Annotated in this window: 22 protein-coding genes; 13 read left to right on the top strand and 9 right to left on the bottom strand. The window is 73.2% G+C overall.

Translation table 11 applies throughout. From position 1 onward, the window contains the following. Positions 1-5 precede the first annotated feature (5 nt). Positions 6-536 carry a DUF1990 domain-containing protein gene (locus tag F1C76_15200; GenBank protein ID QNG37747.1) on the bottom strand — a complete coding sequence of 177 codons (531 nt, stop codon included), beginning with the start codon at positions 534-536 and terminating at the stop codon, positions 6-8. A gap of 37 nt (positions 537-573) precedes the next feature. Here F1C76_15200 and F1C76_15205 point away from each other — a divergent pair, with 37 nt between their 5' ends. After that, positions 574-1,431, top strand: a complete 858-nt coding sequence (locus F1C76_15205) for an aminotransferase class I and II (protein ID QNG37748.1) — start codon at positions 574-576, stop codon at positions 1,429-1,431. Continuing rightward, a complete protein-coding gene (locus F1C76_15210) occupies positions 1,389-1,814 on the top strand; it encodes a DUF3037 domain-containing protein (GenBank protein ID QNG37749.1) in 426 nt (141 codons plus the stop codon). The genes F1C76_15205 and F1C76_15210 overlap by 43 nt, the downstream gene beginning before the upstream one ends. Before the next feature lies 1 nt (position 1,815). On the opposite strand, the gene F1C76_15215 is transcribed toward F1C76_15210, so the two are convergent. The 5 genes from F1C76_15215 to F1C76_15235 all read right to left on the bottom strand — a co-directional run bounded on the left by F1C76_15215 (position 1,816) and on the right by F1C76_15235 (position 5,837). After that, the gene (locus F1C76_15215) at positions 1,816-2,121 is read right to left on the bottom strand and encodes a 4a-hydroxytetrahydrobiopterin dehydratase (GenBank protein ID QNG37750.1); all 306 of its coding nucleotides are present in this window, start codon (positions 2,119-2,121) and stop codon (positions 1,816-1,818) included. Positions 2,122-2,137: 16 nt separating this feature from the next. Further along, positions 2,138-2,857, bottom strand: a complete 720-nt coding sequence (locus F1C76_15220; protein QNG39282.1) for a phosphoadenylyl-sulfate reductase — start codon at positions 2,855-2,857, stop codon at positions 2,138-2,140. Positions 2,858-3,029: 172 nt separating this feature from the next. Then, positions 3,030-4,667 (bottom strand): nitrite/sulfite reductase, encoded by a 1,638-nt coding sequence (locus tag F1C76_15225; protein QNG37751.1) that lies wholly within the window; start codon positions 4,665-4,667, stop codon positions 3,030-3,032. 137 nt (positions 4,668-4,804) lie between these two features. Further along, positions 4,805-5,341, bottom strand: coding sequence for an adenylyl-sulfate kinase (gene cysC, locus F1C76_15230; protein ID QNG37752.1), 537 nt, complete (start codon positions 5,339-5,341; stop codon positions 4,805-4,807). 13 nt (positions 5,342-5,354) lie between these two features. Further along, positions 5,355-5,837 carry an Rrf2 family transcriptional regulator gene (locus F1C76_15235; protein QNG37753.1) on the bottom strand — a complete coding sequence of 161 codons (483 nt, stop codon included), beginning with the start codon at positions 5,835-5,837 and terminating at the stop codon, positions 5,355-5,357. Between the two features lie 26 nt (positions 5,838-5,863). On the opposite strand from F1C76_15235, the gene F1C76_15240 reads away from it, so the two are divergent. Continuing rightward, entirely contained in the window at positions 5,864-6,622 is a 759-nt protein-coding gene (locus F1C76_15240) for an NUDIX domain-containing protein (protein ID QNG37754.1), read from the top strand. A gap of 52 nt (positions 6,623-6,674) precedes the next feature. Here F1C76_15240 and F1C76_15245 read toward each other — a convergent pair whose 3' ends face one another. Then, positions 6,675-6,845: a CsbD family protein gene (locus F1C76_15245; GenBank protein QNG37755.1), complete on the bottom strand. Its 171-nt coding sequence runs from the start codon at positions 6,843-6,845 to the stop codon at positions 6,675-6,677. A gap of 439 nt (positions 6,846-7,284) precedes the next feature. Between F1C76_15245 and F1C76_15250 the strand changes: the two genes are divergently transcribed. The 7 genes from F1C76_15250 to F1C76_15280 all read left to right on the top strand — a co-directional run bounded on the left by F1C76_15250 (position 7,285) and on the right by F1C76_15280 (position 14,777). Next, on the top strand, positions 7,285-9,015 hold the full coding sequence (locus F1C76_15250) for an ABC transporter family substrate-binding protein (GenBank protein QNG37756.1): 1,731 nt from the start codon (positions 7,285-7,287) through the stop codon (positions 9,013-9,015). Positions 9,016-9,191: 176 nt separating this feature from the next. Then, a complete protein-coding gene (locus tag F1C76_15255) occupies positions 9,192-10,181 on the top strand; it encodes an ABC transporter permease (GenBank protein QNG37757.1) in 990 nt (329 codons plus the stop codon). Positions 10,182-10,201: 20 nt separating this feature from the next. Continuing rightward, complete coding sequence (locus F1C76_15260) at positions 10,202-11,158, top strand: ABC transporter permease (GenBank protein ID QNG37758.1); 957 nt, start codon at positions 10,202-10,204, stop codon at positions 11,156-11,158. Between the two features lie 46 nt (positions 11,159-11,204). After that, complete coding sequence (locus F1C76_15265) at positions 11,205-12,443, top strand: ABC transporter ATP-binding protein (GenBank protein ID QNG39283.1); 1,239 nt, start codon at positions 11,205-11,207, stop codon at positions 12,441-12,443. Beyond that, complete coding sequence (locus tag F1C76_15270; protein ID QNG37759.1) at positions 12,440-13,471, top strand: ATP-binding cassette domain-containing protein; 1,032 nt, start codon at positions 12,440-12,442, stop codon at positions 13,469-13,471. Before F1C76_15265 ends, F1C76_15270 begins: the two co-directional genes overlap by 4 nt. 23 nt (positions 13,472-13,494) lie before the next feature. Next, positions 13,495-14,376 carry an N-acetyl-1-D-myo-inositol-2-amino-2-deoxy-alpha-D-glucopyranoside deacetylase gene (gene mshB / locus F1C76_15275; protein QNG37760.1) on the top strand — a complete coding sequence of 294 codons (882 nt, stop codon included), beginning with the start codon at positions 13,495-13,497 and terminating at the stop codon, positions 14,374-14,376. Continuing rightward, positions 14,373-14,777: a hypothetical protein gene (locus F1C76_15280; GenBank protein QNG37761.1), complete on the top strand. Its 405-nt coding sequence runs from the start codon at positions 14,373-14,375 to the stop codon at positions 14,775-14,777. The genes mshB and F1C76_15280 overlap by 4 nt, the downstream gene beginning before the upstream one ends. On the opposite strand, the gene F1C76_15285 is transcribed toward F1C76_15280, so the two are convergent. Then, positions 14,731-15,480 carry a GNAT family N-acetyltransferase gene (locus tag F1C76_15285; protein ID QNG37762.1) on the bottom strand — a complete coding sequence of 250 codons (750 nt, stop codon included), beginning with the start codon at positions 15,478-15,480 and terminating at the stop codon, positions 14,731-14,733. The two genes, F1C76_15280 and F1C76_15285, sit on opposite strands and share 47 nt — an antisense overlap. A 116-nt stretch (positions 15,481-15,596) precedes the next feature. On the opposite strand from F1C76_15285, the gene F1C76_15290 reads away from it, so the two are divergent. Then, on the top strand, positions 15,597-15,917 hold the full coding sequence (locus tag F1C76_15290; GenBank protein ID QNG37763.1) for a ferredoxin: 321 nt from the start codon (positions 15,597-15,599) through the stop codon (positions 15,915-15,917). Beyond that, a complete protein-coding gene (gene dapC, locus F1C76_15295; protein QNG37764.1) occupies positions 15,788-17,014 on the top strand; it encodes a succinyldiaminopimelate transaminase in 1,227 nt (408 codons plus the stop codon). The genes F1C76_15290 and dapC overlap by 130 nt, the downstream gene beginning before the upstream one ends. Here the strand turns inward: dapC and F1C76_15300 are convergent. Next, positions 17,011-17,778 (bottom strand): hypothetical protein, encoded by a 768-nt coding sequence (locus F1C76_15300; GenBank protein QNG37765.1) that lies wholly within the window; start codon positions 17,776-17,778, stop codon positions 17,011-17,013. The genes dapC and F1C76_15300 overlap by 4 nt on opposite strands. Between F1C76_15300 and F1C76_15305 the strand changes: the two genes are divergently transcribed. Beyond that, positions 17,702-19,015 carry an alpha/beta hydrolase gene (locus F1C76_15305; GenBank protein ID QNG37766.1) on the top strand — a complete coding sequence of 438 codons (1,314 nt, stop codon included), beginning with the start codon at positions 17,702-17,704 and terminating at the stop codon, positions 19,013-19,015. The two genes, F1C76_15300 and F1C76_15305, sit on opposite strands and share 77 nt — an antisense overlap. Position 19,016 lies beyond the last annotated feature (1 nt).

The raw sequence follows: 19,016 nt of genomic DNA on the forward strand, positions 1-19,016 counted from the left end.
CCAGGTCAGCCGCGCGTGGCCCGCCGGACGGCGCCGGTGTACCGGGTCAGCGCGATCGACTGCAGCACCCGGCTGACCGGTCCGCCGAGCCGGGCCGCCCGGGTGGCGAGCCGGGAGAACGCCACCATCTCGAACACGACGTCCGCGCCGTCCCGGGAGACGAGGAAGGACTCCTCACCGCTCTCCGGGTGCCCGGGCAGCGTGCCGTAGGCGTACCCGCGCCTCGGCCCCGTGGTCAGCGACCAGACCACCCGGCACGGGATGCGCAGGCCCACCGGCGGGAAGCCCGCGGTCATGAGCACCACCGCGCCCTCCTCGCTGGCCGGGCCCGACGCGCGCACCCGCAGGCCCGCGTGCCGCTGCGGTGCCCAGTCGAAGACCGCCGCGACGGCCCGGTCGAAGGCGTCGTCACCCTGCCCCACGACCGTCCGGCGCCGCACGACGTGCACCCCGGCGGGCAGGTCGCCGTCCCGGGTCGCGCCGACCTCGGGGTAGGTGAAGGGGACGGCGGTCAGCGCGGCGAGGTCGGGGGACACACGGCTGAGTGTCGGCGCCGGTACCGTCGCCCGCACTGTGCTGCCCTCCGTCACCGCCACCCGCTACGTCCTGCCTCTGCGCGAGGGCGGGTCCCTGCCCGGCCTGGTCGAGGGCGACGACCTGGGCACCTACGTGGTCAAGTGGCGGGCCGCCGGGCAGGGCGTCCCCGTGCTGGCCGCCGAGGTGGTCTGCGGCGAGCTGGCCCGCGCGCTGTCCCTGCCGGTGCCCGCGCTGGTCACCGTGGACGTCGCCCCCGAGCTGGCCGTGGGGGAGCCCGACCAGGAGGTGCAGGAGCTGCTCCGGCACTCCGCCGGGGTCAACCTGGGGATGGACTACCTGCCCGGCGCGCTGGACTTCTCCGCCGGCAGCACCGAGGTCGACGCCGAGCTCGCCGGCCGGGTGCTGTGGTTCGACGCCCTGGTGGGCAACGTGGACCGGTCCTGGCGCAACCCCAACATGCTCTTCTGGCACGATCGGCTGCAGCTGATCGACCACGGTGCCGCGCTGACGTTCCACCACCACTGGCCCGGGGCCCCGGCCGCGGTGGCCCGGCCCTACGACGCCGCCCAGCACGCGCTCATCGAGTCCCACCCCGACGTGGCCGGCGCCGACGCGGCGCTGGCCGGGCGGGTGACCCGGCCGGTGCTGGAGCGCGTGCTGGCCCTGGTGCCCCAGGCCTGGCTGCGGGGCCCGGACCCCGACGAGCCGGCCGACGCCGTCCGGGAGCGGTACGTGGCCCAGCTGCTGGGCCGGCTCGAGGCCCGGGACGCCTGGCTGCCGGCGCTGGTCCGGGCCGCGGCCGAGGGCTCGGCGAACCGACCCCCGGCACCCCGCGGGCAGAACCGGCCGGGGTGGCTGGGCCCGCCGCCCCCGCCCGGGGTGCAGCAGCGGTGAGCGACACCTACGAGTACGCGGTGCTGCGGGTGGTGCCGCGGGTGGAGCGGGGCGAGTCGATCAACGCCGGGGTGCTCGTCTACTGCCGGCAGCGCGACTTCCTGGGCTCCCGCGTGCACCTGGACCCGCACCGCCTCGCGGCGCTGGACCCCACCGCCGACGCCGTCGCCATCGCCTGGGCCCTGCAGGCCGCAGCCGACGTGTGTGCCGCCGACCCGGCGTCCGGTGCCGCCGGCCGCGAGGTGCTGGGGTCGCGCTTCCGCTGGCTGACCGCGCCGCGGTCGACCGTCGTCCAGCCGGGCCCGGTGCACACCGGGCTCACCGTCGACCCCGCCGCCGAGGCCGACCGGTTGCTGGACCTGCTGGTGCTGCCGCCGGGCTGAGTCAGGCGGCGGGGTCGGCGGGGAACAGGGCGTCGACCCGGCGGGCCAGTTCGACGTCGAGCACGGTCACCCCACCGGCGTCGTGGGTGGCCACCGACACCCGCAGCGAGCTGTAGCGGACGTCGATGTCGGGGTGGTGGTCCATCTCCTCGGCGATGTCGGCGATCGCCACCACCGCGTCGATCGCGGCCCGGAAGGTGGGCAGGTCGACCCGGCGGTAGATCCCCTGCGGGTCACCGTCCCAGTGGGTCAGCTCGGCGACCGCAGCCGCCACCTCGTCCGGTGACAGCGCCTGGGGTCGGGACATGCGCCGATGGTGGCACTCAGGAGTGCAGGCCGCACTCCACCTTGGCCCGCCCGGCCCAGCGGCCGGCGCGGGGGTCCTCGCCGGGGGCGACGGGGCGGGTGCACGGTGCGCAGCCGATCGAGGCGTAGCCGATCTCCACCAGCGGGTTCACCGGCACCTGGTGCAGGGCGACGTAGGTGTCGACGTCGTCCTGGGTCCAGGCGGCCAGCGGGTTGACCTTGACCATGCCGCGCTTGGCGTCCCAGTCCACGACCCGGGTGCCGCGTCGGGTCTCGGACTCGTCACGGCGCACCCCGGAACCCCAGGCGTCGAACCCGGCCAGGGTGCGGGCCAGCGGCTGCACCTTGCGCATGTCGCAGCACAGGTCGGGGTCGCGGTCGTGCAGCGCGGGCCCGAACTCGGCGTCCTGCTCGGCGACGGTCTTCTCCGCCTCCACCGAGAGCACCCGGATGTCGAGCACGGAGGCGATCCAGTCACGGGTGCCGATGGTCTCGGCGAAGTGGTACCCGGTCTGCAGGAAGACCACCTGCACACCCGGGTGCGCCCGCGCGGCGAGGTGGGCCAGCAGCCCGTCGGCCATCGAGGAGGTGATCGCGAAGGAGTCGCCGAAGGTCTCCCCGGCCCAGCGCAGCACGGCGAGGGCCTGCTCGACGGGGTCGGCGATGCCCTCGAAGCGCGCGTCGGCCTCGGCCGCGAGCTCCGGTGTCGGCTGGGTCGTGTGCCCCGGGTCGGTCACCGTCACGGTCGCGCCACCCCTGTCCCGGTCCCTCGGAGGACGAAGGTCCGCAGGCAGGACCCGCAGTGCCACTCGTCCTCGGTCTCGCGCGGCCGGAGGGTCTCCTCGCCGCAGTACGGGCAGTAGAACGGCGGGAGCCGCCGTGTTCTTCCGGCGCCCGCGGGGGAGTCGGTCAGCGCAACCAGTCCTCGTCGGCCCGGGCTGCGTAGGCGGCGAACGCCTCCCCGTCGGTGCGGTGCTCCAGGTAGCCGGTCAGCACCCGCTCGACGTAGTCGGCGGTGTCGGTGGCGGCGACCTTGTGCCCGCGCAGCTTGCGACCGATGGAGGAGGTGAAGCCCAGGTGCCCGCCGAGGTGGACCTGGAAGCCCTCCTCGCCGCCGACCATCATCCCCTTGAAGCCGATGTCGGCGGTCTGGAAGCGGGCGCAGGAGTTCGGACAGCCGTTGACGTTGATCGTGATCGGCTGGTCGAAGTCGGGCAGCCGGCGCTCGAGCTCGGCGGTGAGCTCCTTGGCGTGGCCCTTGGTCTCGACGATCGCGAGCTTGCAGAACTCGATGCCGGTGCAGGCCATCGTCGCCCGGCGGAACGCGCTGGGGCGCACCTGCAGGTCGTGCTCGGCGAGTGCGGCGACCAGCTCCTCCACCGACTCGTCCGGGACGTCGAGGACGACGAGCTTCTGGTCGGCCGTCGTCCGGATGCGGCCCTCGCCGAACCGGTCGGCCAGGTCGGCGACGGTGCCCAGCAGCTCGCCACCGATCCGGCCGGTGTTCAGCGCGAAGCCCACGGCGTTGCGGCCGTCGCGCTGCCGGGCGACCCCGACGTGGTCGCGCTGGTCGGTCGCGGGCTGCGCGGGGGCGACGCCGTCGGGCAGGGCCTCGTGCAGGTACTCGTCCTGCAGCACCTGGCGGAACTTCTCGGTGCCCCAGTCCGCGATGAGGAACTTGATCCGGGCGTGGGTCCGCGAGCGCCGGTAGCCGTAGTCGCGGAAGACCGAGCAGACCCCGGCCCAGACGTCGGCGACCTGGTCGGGGCGGACGAAGACCCCGATCCGCTGCGCGAACATCGGGTTCGTCGACAGCCCGCCGCCGACCCACAGGTCGTACCCGGCCTCGCCGGCGGCGTTGCGCACGCCGACGAACGCGACGTCGTTGATCTCGTGGTTGGTGCAGTGGTGCGTGCACCCCGAGATCGAGGACTTGAACTTGCGCGGGAGGTTGGAGAACCGCGGGTCGCCGACGTACTGCTCCACGACGTCGGCGATCACGTCGGTGGCGTCGAGCAGCTCGTCGTCGAGCACCCCGGCCAGCGGGCAGCCCAGCACGACGCGGGGGGTGTCGCCGCAGGCCTCGGTGGTGGACAGGCCCACGGCCTCCAGGCGCTCCCAGATCGTGGGCACGTCCTCGATCCGGATCCAGTGCAGCTGCACGTTCTGCCGGTCGGTCACGTCGGCGACGCCGCGGCCGAACTCGGTGCTGATGCCGGCGACCACCCGCAGCTGCTCGGAGGAGAGCTGCCCGCCGTCGATCCGCACCCGGAGCATGAAGTACGGCGCCTCGAGGTCCTCGGGCTCCAGCACGGCGGTCTTCCCGCCGGGGATGCCCGCAGCACGCTGGGTGTAGAGCCCCATCCAGCGCATCCGGCCGCGCAGGTCACCGGGGTCGATCGAGTCGAACCCGCCCTTGGCGTAGACGTCGATGATCCGCTGCCGGACCTCCAGGCCGTCGGAGTCCTTCTTCATCCGCTCGTTGGGGTTCAGCGGCTCGCGGTAGCCGAGGGCCCACTGGCCCTGCGCCTTCTGGGTGGGGGGCATGGGGGTACTCCATCTGGTGCTGCGGGGGAGAGGGGGCGCGGCTGCTCAGACGGGTCGACAGGCGGCGCTGGTGATGCGGCCCAGGTCGACGTGCAGACGGGCGACGAGGCGCGCGTCGAGCACGGCGAGGGGTCCGGTCACGGCGCCGAGTCTCCCACAGCGCCCATCGCCGTCCTGACCTGCGCGACCGCCTCGGCCAGCGGCACGAGCGAGGTGTCGACCCGCAGCTCGGCGCGCACCGGGACCTCGTAGGGGTCGCTGACCCCGGTGAACTCCGGGATCTCGCCGCTGCGTGCCCGGGCGTACAGGCCCTTGACGTCGCGGGCCTCGCACACCTCCAGCGGCGTGGACAGGTGCACCAGCACGAACCGGCCGTGTGCCTCGACCAGCGCCCGGGCCTGCTCGCGGGCCTCCTCGAACGGGGCGATCGCGGCGATGACGACGGTGCCGCCGTGCCTGACCACCTCGCCGGCCACCCAGCCGATCCGCCGGATGTTGAGGTCCCGGTCGGCCCGGCTGAAGCCGAGCTCGGAGGACAGGTGCGTGCGGACGACGTCGCCGTCCAGCACGGTCACCGGGGTGCCCCCGGCCTCCAGCTCGGCGACCAGGGCGTCGGTGATCGTGGACTTGCCGGCGCCGGAGAAGCCGGTGAGGAGGACGGCGACACCACTCATGCCCTCGATCTTCTCAGTCGACCGGCACGGCCCCGAAGGAGCGCCAGGCGCTCTCCACCTCGGCGAGCTCGGCGACCGCGGTCGGCAGCTTCCCGGCCACGACGTCGGCGAGGGTGACCTGCTCCAGCACGCGGCGGTAGGAGTCGCGCGCGGCGACCCAGACGCTGGTCAGCTCGGCGGCGACACCGGGGTAGGTGGCGTCCTCGGGCCGCTGGCCGTGCACCTCGGCGAGGAAGCCCTGCTCGACCCGCATGACCCGGGCGATGGACACCTCGGCCGGGGGGAGGGCGAGCCGGTAGCCGCCGTCCCGGCCGCGCTGGCTGGTGACCAGGCGGGCGTGCTGGAGGTCGCCGAGGATCGCCTGCAGGAACCGGGCGGGGATGCCCTGGCGCTCGGCGATGCGGTCACAGGTGAGGGCGTCGGGACTCGCCGCGGCCAGCTCGATGGCCGCTCGTACCGCGTAGTCGACCCGAGCAGAGATGCGCACGAGGGCCATCCTGCCCGGTCTGGGAAGCTGCTGCCGTGTCCCAGCTGCGATTCACCACGCTGGTGGACGCGCCGCTCACCGTCACCCACGACGTCGCCCGAGGTCTGGGTCGGCCCTGGCCGTGGCCGCTGCGCGAGGTGTCCTCCCGGCGGCCCGACGTCGACGTCTTCACCGGCGGGGGCGGGCTGATCGGCACCGTCACCCACACCCGGCGCTTCCACCCGACCGGAGCGGGCACCCTGGTCGAGGAGCAGGTGGACTGGACCTCCCGGGTGCCCGGGGTGCTGGGTCGGCTGCTGGACCAGACCGTCGTCCGGGGGAGGCTGCTGCGCGCCATGCAGGCGCACCTGGACCTGGTGGCCGCCGCCGCCCAGCGCCGCGCCGAGGACGTCGTCCAGGTGGTGGGTGCCGCGCTGGTGGCCGACGGCCGGGTGCTGGTGGCCCGCCGGGGGTCGGGGTCGCTGGCCGGGCTGTGGGAGTTCCCCGGCGGCAAGGTCGAGCCGGGGGAGTCCGAGCTCGCCGCGCTGGTGCGGGAGTGCCGCGAGGAGCTGGACGTCGAGATCGCGCCGGCGGCGTTCCTGGGGGAGGTGCCGCTGCCCGGTGTGGTCGCCGGGGGAACACCGGGTGCCTCGACGCTGCGGGTGTTCTGGGGGCGGGTCCTCGCGGGGGAGCCGGTGGCCCACGAGCACAGCGAGCTCCGCTGGGCCGCGCCCGATGAGCTCGAGGACCTCGACTGGATCCCGGCCGACCGCCCGCTGCTGCCCGCCGTCCGCGCGCTGATCGCCCGCCTGTAGACACGCGAGAGCCCCGACCCGCGGTGCGGATCGGGGCTCTCGGCGGGGCGTCCTACTTGAAGACGTCCTTGATCTTCTCGCCGGCCTGCTTGGCGTTGCCGCTGGCCTGGTCCTTCTGGCCCTCGGCGCGGAGGTCCTCGTTGCCGGTGTGCTCGCCGGCCTTCTCCTTGCCCTGGCCGAGCAGCTCCTCGGCCTTGTTCTTGATCTTGTCGATGCCGCTCATGGCGTTCTCCTCCGGTCGGTGGATCAGTCCACCCCCTCCTACCCGGGGGACCCGGGCACACACATCGCACGCCTGGCAGTTGCCTGGGAGTGCCCGGGACGGGTCGCGTGGGGCGGGTGTGGCGGTCCGGGGGGACCCTCGCCGGACGAAACGCGCGATCGACCTGCAAACACCGGAAAAAATCCGGTCGGAACGTCCGTGTTGCGCTGATGTTGCGGCCAGCTGGGAGCCGTCTTCCCAGGTCGTGAGCCCAGGTCACAAATCGGTGACGGTCGTGGACTGCCTTCTCCGGGGGTGCCTAGTGTCCTGCAGGTCGTCCCTGGTCGGCAGCTGTCTCCCAGGTGCGTGTCCATCCCAGTCCGGTCCGGACGCCGATCGTGTCCGACCGGGCAGACCAGGTCAGTCCCCCCGCATCGCGGGTCGAGGGAGGCAGTTGAACGTGAAGTTGAGCAAGCGCAGTGCAGTGCTCATCGCATCCGGCATGGCCGGCGCGATGGCGCTGTCGGCGTGCGGTGGCGGCAGCAGCGACGGCGGCGGTGGGGGCGGCGACGCGGCCTCCGGTTCCGGTCGGGTCGTCTTCGGTGAGTCCACGGACTTCCCGGAGAACCTGTTCCCCTACATCGCGGCCGGCAACGCCACCTCCGTGGCCAACCTGCTCATCCGCGTCCTGCCCGGCCCCTACGTGGTCGAGCCGGACTTCAGCGTGAACTGGGACCAGGACCTCCTGGCCTCCGAGCCCGAGCTGGACACCGCCGACGGCGGCCAGGTCAACACCTACGAGATCAACCCCGACGCGGTGTGGAGCGACGGCACCCCGATCACCGCCGACGACTTCGAGTTCACCTACCGGGCCAGCCGGTCCGGCGACCCGGCCGACGGCGGCTGCGCCTCGCTGCTGTCGACCACCGGGTACGAGCAGATCGCCTCCGTCGAGGGGTCCGGTGACGACAACAAGACCGTCACCGTCACCTACGAGACCCCGTTCTCGGACTGGCAGTCGCTGTTCGGCAACCTGCTGCCGGCCCACCTCATGGACAACGAGGACCCGGTCGCCCTCTGCGACACGATCACCGCCGGCTGGGCGATCTCCGACGGCATCGTCGACGACATCTCCGCCGGCCCGTGGCAGATCAAGGCCGAGAACATCGACGTCGGCGGCCAGATCGTCGTCCTGACCCCCAACCCCCAGTGGTGGGGCGAGCCGACCGGGCTGGCCCAGCTGGTCGTGCAGAACATCGGCAACGACCCGACCACCGCGGTCCAGGGCATCCAGTCCGGTGAGCTCGGCGTGATCTACCCGCAGCCGCAGCTCGACCTCGTCGACCAGATCGAGGGCCTGGCCCCCAACGTCGACTCCAACGTGACGTTCGGTCTGTCCTTCGAGCACCTGGACTTCAACACCACGACCCCGGTGCTGAGCTCGCTCGCCGTCCGCCAGGCCTTCACGATGGCCCTGGACCGGCAGGAGATCGTCGACCAGACCGTCGGGCAGTTCTCCTCCGACGCCGAGGTCCTGCAGAACCGGATCTACTTCAACAACCAGCCGCAGTACCAGGACACCGCTCCCGAGGAGTACAAGGAGCAGAACGTCGAGCAGGCCAAGGCGCTGCTCGAGTCCGACGGCTGGGCCCTGGGCTCCGACGGCGTCTACGCCAAGGACGGCGAGCGGCTGACGGTCCAGATCGACACCACGGCCAACAACCCGCTGCGTCAGACGACCATCGAGGTCATGATCCCGCAGCTGGCCGAGGCCGGCATCGAGGCGACGTTCAACGCCAACCCCGACATCTTCGCCGGTGCCGAGGCGCCGACGTCGCTGGAGGCCGGTGGCTTCCAGGCCGCCGTCTTCGCCTGGGTCGGCTCGCCGTTCCGCGGTGCCACGCAGTCGATCTACCAGACCCCGCAGGGCGACAACATCGGCCAGAACTACTCCCGTCAGGGCACGGCCGAGATCGACGAGCTGTTCGCGCAGTTCCAGGTCGAGCCCGACCCCGACGCGCAGGCCGAGCTGGGCAACCAGATCGACGCGCTCCTCTGGGGCCAGGTCGCCACGGTGCCCCTGTACCAGAAGCCCACCTTCATCGGCTTCCAGAGCTCGATCGGCAACGTCGAGGACAACTCGACCCAGGCCGGTCCGTTGTGGAACTCCGACCTGTGGACGGTGCAGTGACCCCGAGCCGCTGAGGCTCTGATCCACCCGCACCACCAGCACGACCGCTCGCACACCGCGGCCCCCGGGGGCACACCCCCGGGGGCCGCGCTGCGTCCAGCCCCGACCGGGCAGGACGAGCTGCTGAACTGGTCGTTCCGACCGGACGACTTCCGCTCTCGGCGTAAGGTCCCCGCATGTTCTTCTTCACGATCCGACGCATCATCGCGTCCGTCTTCGTGTTGCTCGCCAGCTCGCTCCTGGTCTTCGCGCTCTGTGCCGCGAGCTTCGACCCGTTGCAGCGCTTCCGGCAGCGGCAGCCCCCGCCGAGCCAGGCCTACCTCGACGGCATCTCCGAGCAGCTGGGCCTCAACGACAACTTCTTCGTCCGCTACTGGCGGTGGTTGTCCGGGGTCTTCACCGGCGACTTCGGCGACACCATCAACGGCACGCCGGTCATGGACCAGCTCCCCGGCCGCCTGCTGGTGACCGGCCGGATGATCATCCTGGCCATCGTCATCGCCGTGGTGCTGGCGATCATCGTGGGCGTGGTCGGCGCCGTCCGGCAGTACAAGCCCTCGGACTACGCCTTCACGTTCCTGGTCTACCTGCTCATCGCGCTGCCGACGTTCTGGTTCGCCGCGATCCTCAAGGAGTTCGTCGCCGGCGGGGTGAACGACATCTTCGGCAGGCAGGTGCTCTACACGATCGGTGAGGAGACACCGGGCATCGCGCTGTACGCCACGGACTCCGAGATCTGGGCCGACCGGCTGGGTCACCTCGTGCTGCCGACCGTGAGCCTGGCGCTGCTGTCCTTCGCCGCCTGGAGCCGCTTCCAGCGCTCGGCGATGCTCGACGTGCTCGGCTCGGACTACATGCGCCTGGCCCGCGCCAAGGGCCTCACCTACCGCCGGGTCGTGGTCAAGCACGGTCTGCGCAACGCGCTGATCCCGCTGACCACCGTCGTCGCGCTGGGCATCGGCACGCTGTTCGGCGGTGCGGTCATCACCGAGCAGGTGTTCGTCTGGCACGGCATGGGCGAGTACCTGATCAAGAACGGCATCGGGGCGAACGACATCAACGTCGTCCTGGGCTGGCTGCTCATCAGCGCCGTCTTCGTCGTGGTGTTCAACCTCGTCGCCGACGTCCTCTACGCGGTCCTCGACCCGCGCATCCGTCTCGCCTGATCGGCAGAGGAGAAGCCACCATGGCCACCACCCAGGCCGCCGCGTCGGCGGCCCTTCCCGCCGAGCCCGGCGCCCCGAACGGCGGCGGCGTCGAGCGCGAGTTCACCGTCAAGGCGCGCAGCCAGCGCCAGCAGATCGTCCGCCGCTTCACCCGCAACAAGGTCGGCATGACCGGCCTGGTCGTCTTCGTGCTGCTGCTGGTCTTCGGCTTCCTCGGCCCGCTGGTCTACACGACCGACTACGCGACCCAGAACTCCGGCGCCCAGTCGGTCCCCCCGGGGTCGCAGGGCTACCCGCTGGGCAGCGACGCCATCGGCCGCGACCTGCTCGCCGGCCTCATGCAGGGCGTGCAGCGCTCGCTGTTCATCGTCCTGCTGTTCGTGGCCATCGCGCTGCCGCTGGGTCTGCTCGTCGGGGCGCTGGCCGGCTACTTCGGCCGCTGGATCGACAGCGTGCTCATGCGCTTCGTCGACCTGATCCTCACCGTGCCGCTGCTGGTCGTGCTGATCGTCGTGGCCAGCAACTTCCCCAGCTCCCGCACCCCGCTGGGCGTCGGCATCATCCTGGGGCTGTTCGGCTGGCTGGACCTCGCGCGGATCGTCCGCAGCCAGTTCCTCTCCCTGCGGGAGAAGGAGTACGTGGAGGCCGCGCACGCCCTGGGCGCCTCGAACAGCCGGATCATCTTCAAGCACCTGATCCCGAACGCCCTGGGGTCGCTGATCGTCTGGACGACGCTGGCCGCGGCCACCGCGATCATCCTCGAGGCCTCGCTGACCTACCTGGGCTTCGGCGTCAACGGCGCCAACCAGACGTCGCTGGGCCGCCTGGTCTCCGACGGGGTCCAGGCCACGACGACGCGACCCTGGCTCTTCTACTTCCCCGGCGTCACCCTGCTGATCATCGTGCTGTCGATCAACCTGATCGGCGACGGGATCCGGGACGCCTTCGACCCGAGCAACCGCCGCGTGCGGGCCTAGGGGGATCACCGTGTCCACAGCCGTCTCGTCCCAGTCCTCGGGTGCCCTGTCCCAGGGCGGCACCCGCGCCACCAGCCTCCCCGGCTTCGACGCCTCCGCGCCGCTGCTCACCGTGGAGGACCTCAACGTCCGCTTCCCGACCGAGGACGGCGTCGTGCACGCCGTCCGCGGGGTGGACTACACGCTGCGTTCCGGGGAGGTCCTCGGCATCGTCGGGGAGTCCGGTTCGGGCAAGTCGGTGACCTCGCTGGCCGTCATGGGCCTGCTGCCCGGCTCCGCCCGGGTCAGCGGCTCGATCCGCTACCGCGGCCAGGAGCTGCTCGGCCAGAGCGACCGCTCGATGTCGCGGGTCCGCGGCAAGGGCGTCTCGATGATCTTCCAGGACCCGATGACCTCGCTGGACCCCGTCTACCGGGTGGGCTTCCAGATCGAGGAGACCCTGCGCTCGCACGACAAGTCGCTGTCCTCGAAGGCGGCTGCCGGTCGCGCCGGTGAGCTGCTGGAGATGGTCGGCATCCCGAACGCCCGGGAGCGGGTGCGGTCCTACCCGCACGAGTTCTCCGGCGGCATGCGCCAGCGCGTGGTCATCGCGATCGCCATGGCCAACCAGCCCGACGTGATCATCGCCGACGAGCCGACGACGGCCCTGGACGTCACCGTGCAGGCCCAGATCCTCGAGGTGCTGCAGACCGCGCTCACCGAGACCGGCGCGGCGATGGTGCTCATCACCCACGACCTCGGCGTCGTGGCCGGGATCGCCGACCGGGTGCTGGTCATGTACGCCGGCCGCCCGGTCGAGATCGGCTCGGTCGAGGACATCTACTACGAGCCGCGGATGCCCTACACCCTCGGGCTGCTTGGCTCGCTGCCCCGGCTGGACTCCTCCACCAAGCAGCGGCTCACCCCGATCAAGGGCTCGCCCCCCTCGGTGGTCAACATGCCCCCCGGGTGCCCGTTCGCCCCGCGGTGCCCGCTGCACCAGCCCGAGTGCGACGTCGCCGAGCCCGACCGGGTCGACGTCGGCCACGGCCACACCGCGGCCTGCATCCGCACCGACGAGGTGGCCCGCGCCCACGGCGAGGCGGCCCGGATCTTCGACGAGACCCCCACGGACGACGTGCTGGGCTCCGCGGCGCCGGTGGACCCCGCCGGTGAGGTCGGTGTCACCGACTCCGGTGCCCCCGGTGTGCCGCTGGCCGACCAGAACCAGACCCCGACCGCGGACGGGCGCACCGGCTCGCTGCTGGACACCCCGGCCATGCCCCAGGACGGAGACCGACGATGACCGCCACCCGTGAGCCGATCCTGAGCGTCCGCGGTCTGGAGAAGCACTTCCCGATCAAGGGCGGTGGCCTCATCAAGCGCACCGTCGGCGCCGTCCGCGCGGTGGACGGCCTGGACCTGGACCTCTACCCCGGCGAGGTGCTCGGCCTGGTCGGCGAGTCCGGCTGCGGCAAGTCCACGACCGGGCGGGCGATCCTCAACCTGCAGCCGGCCACCGGCGGCTCGGTGGTCTTCCAGGGCCGGGAGATCGTCGGGCTCGGGCGCAAGGAGATGCGCCCGCTGCGCCGGGACATCCAGATCGTCTTCCAGGACCCGTACGCCTCGCTGAACCCGCGGCTGCCGGTCTTCGACATCGTCGCCGAGCCGCTGATCATCCACGGCCTGACCAAGGACGAGGCGGAGCTGCGCGAGCGGGTCCGCACCCTGGTGGAGACCGTCGGCCTCAACCCCGAGCACACCAACCGGTACCCGGCGGAGTTCTCCGGCGGCCAGCGCCAGCGCATCGGCATCGCCCGGGCGCTCGCGCTGGAGCCGAAGGTGCTGGTGCTGGACGAGCCGGTGTCGGCGCTGGACGTGTCGATCCAGGCCGGTGTCATCAACCTCCTCGAGGACCTGAAGAACCGGTTGGGCCTGTCCTACCTGTTCATCGCCCACGACCTCTCGGTGGTGCGGCACATCTCCGACCGGGTCGCCGTGATGTACCTGGGCAAGATCATCGAGGTGGCCGACCGGGACGACCTGTTCGAGCGGCCGACCCACCCGTACACCCAGGCACTGCTGTCGGCGATCCCGCTGCCCGACCCGCGCCTGGAGCGCAGCCGGCAGCGGATCATCATCACCGGCGACGTGCCCAGCCCGGCGAACCCGCCCTCGGGCTGCCGGTTCCGCACCCGCTGCCAGAAGTTCGCCAACGAGCTCTCGGAGACCCAGCGGGAGAAGTGCATGACGCTGGAGCCCCCGCTGGAGTCCCGCGCGACGGCGAGCCACCTCAGCGCCTGCCACTACGCCGAGGCCACCAAGGTCCTCTGAGGCCGGTCGGGGATCATGGCCGCGTGATCCCCGACCGCCGCCTGCTCCTGGTGCACGCCCACCCCGACGACGAGACGATCAACAACGGGGCGACCATGGCCCGCTACGTCGCCGAGGGCGCCGGGGTCACGCTGCTCACCTGCACGCTGGGCGAGGAGGGCGAGGTGATCGTCCCGGAGCTGGCCCAGCTGGCCGCCGACCAGGCCGACCAGCTCGGTGGCTACCGGATCCTGGAGCTGGCCGACGCGATGGCGGCCCTGGGGGTCACCGACCACCGGTTCCTCGGCGGGGCCGGCCACTGGCGCGACTCCGGCATGGTGGGGACGACGGCCAACGACCACCCCCGCGCGTTCTGGAACGCCGACCTCGACGAGGCCACCGCCGCGGTGGTGGCCGTGCTGCGCGAGGTGCGGCCCCAGGTGGTGGTCACCTACGACGAGCACGGTGGCTACGGCCACCCCGACCACGTCCAGGTGCACCGGGTGTCCATGCGGGCCGTCGAGGCCGCCGCCGACCCCGGCTACCGGCCCGACCTGGGCGCCCCGCACGACGTCGCCAAGGTCTACTGGACCTGCGTGCCGGTCTCGGTGCTGCAGCGGGGCATGGACGCCCTGGCCGCCGCCGACGCGGACTACGACGGCGCGACCGACGCCCGGGAGATCCCCTTCGCCGCCGAGGACGCCGACGTCACCTGCGAGCTGGACGGGACGGCGTTCCGGGCGCAGAAGACCGCCGGGATGGCCGCGCACGCCACCCAGCTGACGATGGAGGGCGACTTCTACGCCCTCTCCAACAACCTGGGCCAGGAGGTGCTGGTCACCGAGTACTACCGGCTGGTGCGGGGCGAGCGGGGCCCCGGCAGCGGCCCGCACGGCTGGGAGTCCGACCTGTTCGCCGGGCTGTGAGGGGGCTCCGGCTGCTCGGCTGGGGGCTGCTCGCCGTCGTCGTGGCGGCCTGGCTCGCGGTGGTCGAGGTGTTCTGGCTGCCGCTGCGGGTGGGCCCGGTGCCCGTGCCGGTGTCCCTGGTCGCCGCGGTGGTGGGCAACCTGGTGCTGGTCTCGTGGGCGCACCGGTTGTCCGGGTCGCGGGTGGTCGCCGTCCTGCCGGCCGTCGTCTGGCTGGTCGTCGCGATCGCTGCGTCGGTGCGCCGTCCCGAGGGCGACCTGCTGATCACCGGCGCGACGACGGCGACCCAGCTGGTCGGGCTGGGGTTCCTGCTGGTCGGGGTGCTGGCGGCGTCCTTCGCCGTCGGCCGGGCGCTCAGCCGGCCGGTGCCCAGCGGTAGTGGTAGCGGTGGTGCTCGATGAGGCCCAGTCGCCGGTAGAGCGCCCGTGCCGGGGCGTTGGCCTCGGTGACCTGCAGGTAGCACCAGCGGGCGCCCTCACCGAACGCCCAGCCCTGCAGGGTGCGGGTGACCGCGCCGCCCAGCCCGCGCCGTCGTGCCGACGCCGCGACCTCGACCGCGGTGACCCCGAGCCAGTCCCCGACGAGGACGCCGCGGGCGACGGCGAGCACGTCGCCGTCGGGGGAGCGGACCGAGGCGAAGCGCACCCGGTCGGCCCCGGTCAGCACGTCGAGGGCCGCGTCGGGCAGCGGCGCCCCGTTCAGCCGGGCGGTGGCCAGCCAGGCGGCGTCCGGGGCGACGTCGAGCAGCACCCGGTCGTCGGTGCCGTCGTCCTCCAGCGGGGCGGTGAGCACGAGGGTGTCGGCGTCGCGCTCCCAGCCGGCGGCGGCGAGGGCCGCGTCCGCGGCCCGGGACTGCCGACCGGGGAGCTGGGCGCAGGGGGTCAGGCCCCGGTCGGCGTACCAGTCGACGACGGCGGGGACGGCGTCGGTGAGCGGGCGGCCGGGGTCGCCCACGACGAGGACGGAGTGCGCCCGCTTGGTGAAGCCGCCGCCCCCGGCCCGCAGCAGCCAGTCGCCCAGCGGCTGGACCTCGGCACCGCGCCAGCCCCGGGCGGCCAGGTGCTCCAGCTCGACCACGTCGAGCGGACTGCGGCGCTGGCCCACGGGGGTCCTCCTCGGTTCGGGGTGTCGCGGGCCCACCCGTCGGGGCGGGGCCGGTCACCACGGTCCATACTGACGCGGAGCCCAGAACGCCCTGGTCGTACCCCGGAGGGACCCCCGTGACCTACGTCATCACCCAAGCCTGCGTCGACGTGCTCGACAAGGCGTGCATCGACGAGTGTCCGGTGGACTGCATCTACGAGGGCGACCGGATGCTGTACATCCACCCCGACGAGTGCGTGGACTGTGGCGCCTGCGAGCCGGTCTGCCCGGTCGAGGCCATCTACTACGAGGACGACGTCCCGGACAAGTGGAAGGACTTCTACAACGCCAACGTGGAGTTCTTCTCCGACCTGGGCAGCCCCGGCGGTGCCGCGAAGACCGGCAAGATCGCCAAGGACCACCCGCTGGTGGCGGCCCTGCCGCCGCAGGGGGAGTGAGCTCCACCCAGCTGCCCGACTTCCCGTGGGACTCCCTGCGCCCCGCTCGTGAGCGGGCCGCAGGGCACCCCGACGGGGTCGTCGACCTGTCCATCGGGACCCCGGTCGACCCCACGCCGGCCCTGCTGGGTGCGGCGCTGGCCGCGGCGTCCGACGCCCCGGGCTACCCCACGGCGCTGGGCACGGCCGACGTGCGCACCGCGGCTGCCGGGTGGCTCTCCCGCCGGCTCGGGGTGACCCTGGCCGACCCGCTGGGCACGGTCCCCTCGGTGCTGCCGACGGTCGGGTCCAAGGAGCTGGTGGCTCTGCTGCCGACACTGCTGGGGCTCTCCGGCCGCGGCACCGTGGTCATCCCCGAGGTCGCCTACCCGACCTACGAGGTGGGTGCCGTCGTCGCCGGGCTCGACGTGCTGCGCAGCGACACCCCGCCGCCGAGCTCGGACGGTGTGGTGCTCGTCTGGGTGAACAGCCCGGGCAACCCGCACGGTCGGGTGCTCACCGACGACCAGCTGCGCGCCTGGGTCGCCTGGGGGCGGCAGCACGGGGTGCCCGTGGTCGCCGACGAGTGCTACGTCGAGCTGGGCTGGGACGTCGTCCCCCGCTCGGTGCTGCACCCGGCCGTCGCCGGGGACACCCACGCGGGCCTGCTCGCCGTGCACTCGCTGTCCAAGCAGTCCACCGCGGCCGGTTACCGGGCCGGGCTGCTGTCCGGCGACCCTGCGCTCGTCGCCCGGGTCTGGGAGACCCGCCGGCACCTGGGTCTGCTCGTGCCGACCCCGGTGCAGGCCGCGATGGCCGCGGCGCTGTCCGACGACGCGCACGTCGAGCACGCCCGTGCGCTGTACGGCGCCCGCCGGGACCGACTGCGCGCCGCGGTCACCGCGTCGGGGCACCGGGTCGAGCACTCCGAGGCCGGGCTGTACCTGTGGGTCACCCGGGACGAGGACTGCTGGCGGACGGTCGACCGCTTCGCGGGGCTCGGCATCGTCGTCGCCCCAGGCGCCTTCTACGGCCCGGCCGGCGAGCGGCACGTGCGGATGGCGCTCACCGCGACCGACGAGCGCATCGACGCAGCCGTCGCCCGGCTGACCTCCTAGACGGCGAGCTGCAGGAGCAGGGCGCCGGCGTCCTCGCCGGTCTGCGCCCAGCCGTCCCCGGGCGTCCAGGTCCAGTCGGCGAAGCGCACCTGGGTCAGCTGCAGCCGCTCGGCGTGGGCCACGGCCCAGGTGGCCTCGGGCCACCCGGTGCCGGCCACGGAGACCACGCCGCCCTCGAGCACCGTCGGCGGGCCGGCCTCGGCGCGCACCACGTCGGCGACGGCGGCCGCGCGCTGGTCGAGCGGGCCGGACGCGTCCGCCGGGCTGAACGTGCAGGAGAGCCGGGCGGGGGAGTCGGCGAGCAGGGCCGAGGCCAGCGTCTGTGCCATGCCCTCGTGCTGCTGGTAGGCCTCGGGGAAGCCGGAACGCTGGACCGCCTGCGCGACCTCGGTGAGCCGGCCGGTCTCCCAGCCGGGCACCTCGACCAGCCCGTCGAGGAACTTCCCGGCCGAGTACACCGGGTCCTGGACCTGCTCCTCGGTGCCCCAGCCCTGCGAGGGGCGCTGCTGGAAGAGCCCCAGCGAGTCCCGGTCGCCGTAGGCCAGGTTGCGGATCCGCGACTCCTGCTGCGCGGTCGCCAGCGCGATGACGGTGGCCCGCTCGGGCAGGCCGCGGGAGCGGGCGACGGCGGCGATGGTCGCGGCGTTGGCGGCCTGCTCGGTGGTCACGGTCAGCGCGGCGTCGGCGATGGTGCAGCGGCCGGACACCGCGGGCACGCCCTGGCTGTCGGTGTCCCAGGCCAGCCCGACGACGGCGACGGTCACGACCAGGAGGGGGGCCCACAGGCCGGCCATCCGAGGGCCGCTGCGAGGGCGTCTGCGCCGGGCCGGGGTCGGTCGGGCCCCGGGCCGCGCGGTGGTCACCGAACCCAGGGTAGTGGCTACGGTGTGCCGCGTGACCGTCGTCCCGCCGCTCCTGCCCGGCATCGCCGCCACCTCGGTGCGCACCCCGCGACTGACCCAGCAGGTGCTGCACCCCGACGCGGTCGACCCGCGGGGCGGCGGCGAGGCGGTCCTCTTCGTGCACGGCAACGTCAGCTCGTCGGTGTTCTGGCAGCGGGCGCTGCTGGACCTGCCGGCCGACCGGCGGCCGCTCGCGGTGGACCTGCGCGGGTTCGGCGGCACCGACCCCGAGCCGGTGGACGCCTCCCGCGGGGTGCGGGACTGGTCCGACGACGTCGCGGAGCTGGTGATCGAGCTGGGGCTGGAGCGGGTGCACCTGGTCGGGTGGAGCATGGGCGGTGGCGTCGTCCTGCAGCTGCTGCTCGACCACCGCGAGCGCGTCGCCTCGGTCACCCTGGTCGCGCCCGTCTCGCCCTACGGCTTCGGCGGGACGACGGGCCTGGAGGGCGAGCTGGTCCACCCCGACGGCACCGGCTCGGGCGGGGGAGCGGCCAACCCCGACTTCGTCGCCGCGCTGGCCGCCGGCGACACCACCGCCGACGCCCCGACCAGCCCCCGGTCGATCCTGCGGGCGTTCTACCTGGCCCCGGACGCCCTGCCGCTGGACCCGGCCACCGAGGACGCGTTCGTCGCCTCGATGCTCACCACCCGCACCGGCGTCGACCACTACCCGGGCGACGCGACACCCAGCGACCAGTGGCCCGGCGCGGCCCCCGGTGCCCGGGGCGTGCTGAACACCATGGCCCCGACCGTGCTCGACGTCTCCGGGATCACCGAGCTCGCGGTCAAGCCCCCGGTGCTGTGGGTGCGCGGGGACGCCGACCAGGTCGTCAGCGACACCTCGGCCTTCGACCTGGCCTTCCTGGGCTCACTCGGAGCGGTGCCGGGGTGGCCCGGCGTCGACGCCTTCCCACCCCAGCCGATGGTCGGGCAGACCCGCGCGGTGCTGGACCGGTACGCCGCCAGCGGGGGCGCCTACCGCGAGGTGGTGCTCCCCGACGTCGGGCACTCCCCGCACGTCGAGCGCCCCGCGGAGTTCGTCGCCGTCCTCGTCGAGCACCTCACGACGCCCCCCGCGGAGCCCGCCGGGCTGACCTGAG

Source organism: Geodermatophilaceae bacterium NBWT11 (assembly GCA_014218215.1).
Taxonomy (GTDB): domain Bacteria; phylum Actinomycetota; class Actinomycetes; order Mycobacteriales; family Geodermatophilaceae; genus Klenkia.